At 67.1% G+C, this 2,361-nt stretch carries 4 protein-coding genes; all 4 read left to right on the top strand.

The features are described from left to right. Positions 1-1,012 (top strand): NADH-quinone oxidoreductase subunit NuoH (nuoH, locus tag DYI24_RS24990; protein ID WP_246701363.1); only part of this gene is annotated, 1,012 nt, incomplete at its 5' end. Beyond that, complete coding sequence (gene nuoI, locus DYI24_RS24985; protein WP_107345850.1) at positions 1,009-1,530, top strand: NADH-quinone oxidoreductase subunit NuoI; 522 nt, start codon at positions 1,009-1,011, stop codon at positions 1,528-1,530. The genes nuoH and nuoI, both read left to right, overlap by 4 nt. Continuing rightward, the gene (locus DYI24_RS24980; RefSeq protein WP_164574237.1) at positions 1,527-2,033 is read left to right on the top strand and encodes an NADH-quinone oxidoreductase subunit J family protein; all 507 of its coding nucleotides are present in this window, start codon (positions 1,527-1,529) and stop codon (positions 2,031-2,033) included. Before nuoI ends, DYI24_RS24980 begins: the two co-directional genes overlap by 4 nt. Further along, positions 2,030-2,338 carry an NADH-quinone oxidoreductase subunit NuoK gene (gene nuoK, locus DYI24_RS24975; RefSeq protein WP_107345848.1) on the top strand — a complete coding sequence of 103 codons (309 nt, stop codon included), beginning with the start codon at positions 2,030-2,032 and terminating at the stop codon, positions 2,336-2,338. The genes DYI24_RS24980 and nuoK overlap by 4 nt, the downstream gene beginning before the upstream one ends. Positions 2,339-2,361: the final 23 nt, after the last annotated feature.

The following is a 2,361-nucleotide window of genomic DNA, read 5'->3' as shown; positions in this document are numbered from 1 at the left end:
GTTCGTGCCAGCCGCGCGGGCCGCTGCGCCGGGTCAAGGTCGAGGCGGCGCCATGATCGGGATGATCATCACCGCCACGATTTCGGTCGCGCTGATCATGGTGCTGCTGGTGCTCGCCGGCACCTTCACCTGGGTGGAGCGGCGGCTACTCGGCTTCGTGCAGGAGCGTTACGGGCCGAACCGCGTCGGTCCGTTCGGGGCGCTGCAATGGGTTGCCGACACGGTGAAGATCCTCACCAAGGACTCCTGCACGAAGCCGAGTAGCCGCCGCTCCACCCTGGTGAAGGTGCCGGCCGTCGCGGCGACGCCGGTGCTCGCCGGCTTCGGCGTGGTGGCGATCGGTGACGGCTGGGCGCTGTCCTCGGTCGATGTCGGACTATTGTTTTTGCTCGGCATGCTGGGGCTGACGGCTTATGCCGCCGTGCTCGGCGCCTGGGCATCGAACAACCGGTTCTCGCTGCTCGGCGGCATGCGCGCCGCAGCGCAGATGCTCGCCTATGAGGTGTTCCTCGGCCTGTCGCTGATGGGCGTGGTGATGATCGCTGGCTCGTTCTCGATGGCCGAGATCGTCGAGGCGCAGCGCAGCGTCTGGTTCGTGCTGCTGCAGCCGCTCGGTATGGCGCTGTTCACCATCGCGGGCGTCGCCGCCGCGCACCGGCTGCCATTCGACCTGCCGGAATCCGAGAACGATCTGATCGCCGGTTTCATCACCGAATACACCGGCATGTCGTTCGGCCTGTTCTTCCTCGGCGAATATCTCGCGGTGCTGCTGGTGTCGGCCCTTGCAGTGACGCTGTTCTTCGGCGGCTGGCTCGGGCCGTGGCTGCCCGGCCCGGTCTGGTTCGGGCTGAAGACCGCGGCGATCGCGGTCGCGTTCGTCTGGATCCGCGCCACGCTGCCGCGGCCGCGCTACGACCAGCCCCTGAGCTTCGCCTGGAAGGTGGCGCTGCCGCTGTCGCTGCTCAATCTGATGCTGACCGGTATCGTCGTGGTGGCGAGGAGCGCGTCATGATCGGATTCGGATGGCTCGAAGCGCTGTTGCGGGTCGGCCGCAAGCTTTTCGTCAAGCCGGAGACGCAGCTCTATCCGGAAGTGAAGCCGAAGCTGTATCCGCGCGCCCGCGGCCGCATCGTGCTGACCCGCGATCCCGACGGCCAGGAGCGCTGCGTCGCCTGCAATCTGTGCGCGACGGTGTGTCCGGTCGGCTGTATCGATCTTTCCAAGGCGGTGGCCGACGACGGCCGCTGGTATCCGGAGCACTTCCGCGTCAACTTCGCCCGCTGCATCTTCTGCGGCTTCTGCGAGGACGCGTGTCCGACGGCGGCGATCCAGCTCACACCGGACTACGAATTGTCGGAATGGCGCCGCGACGCGCTGGTGTACGAGAAGCACGACCTCTTGATCTCGGGCGAGGGCAAGGTGCGCGGCTATCGCTACTGGTCGTTCGCTGGCAAGGCGATCCCCGGCAAGGACAAGGGCGAGGCCGAACACGAGGCGCCGCCGGTGAACCTGAAGGGGCTGCTGCCATGAGTTCGCTGCTTGCGATCTATGCCGGCGCCTTCGCGCTGATCTCGGCCGCACTGTCCGTGACGCGGCCGAACGCGGTGCATGCGCTGCTGTATCTGGTGGTGACGTTGCTGGCGTTGGCGGTGTGCTTCTTCGCGCTCGGCGCGGCGTTCGCCGCCGTGCTGCTGATCATGATCTATGCCGGCGCCATCGTGGTGCTGTTCGTGTTCGTGGTGATGACGCTGCCGATCTCACCGGAGGCGATAACCCGCGAGCGGGCGCTGCTGCGCGGCGCCTGGCCGATCCCCCTCCTGATGTCGGTACTGATCGTCGCGCCGTTCGTGTTTGGCGAAATCGGCCTGAAGGCCACCGGCCAGCCGGCGCCGGTGTCGGCCCAGGAGGTTGGCAAGTTGCTGTTCGGGCCGTGGGCGCTTGCGATTGAGCTCGCATCGCTGCTGCTGCTCGCCGGCTTGCTCGGCGTTCGCCACATCGGTCGCAACGACCGTAGCCCGAGGAGCGGATCATGACCGGCTCCGACCTGATCGGCATCATGATCCTGGCCGCCGGCCTGTTCGCGATCGGCGTGTTCGGCGTGCTGGCGCGCCGGGGCATGATGTTTCAGCTCGTGGCGCTGGAGGTCGCGCTCAGTGGCCCGGCGCTCGGCTTCATCGCGGCCGGCGCTTATCACGCCGATCCCGAAGGGCAGGGGATGTTCATCCTGGTGCTGACGCTGGCCGCCGCCGAAGTCGCGGTCGGGCTGGCGTTGTTCCTGCGTCTCCGCCGGCTCACCGGCACTGACGACAGCGATGCCATCAGCGGGCTGAAGGGGTGAGCATCTGTCTCTAATACACATCT

Source organism: Rhodopseudomonas sp. BR0C11 (genome assembly GCF_010820945.1).
Taxonomy (GTDB): domain Bacteria; phylum Pseudomonadota; class Alphaproteobacteria; order Rhizobiales; family Xanthobacteraceae; genus Rhodopseudomonas; species Rhodopseudomonas palustris_H.
This window is presented reverse-complemented; position numbering and strand designations above follow the sequence as displayed.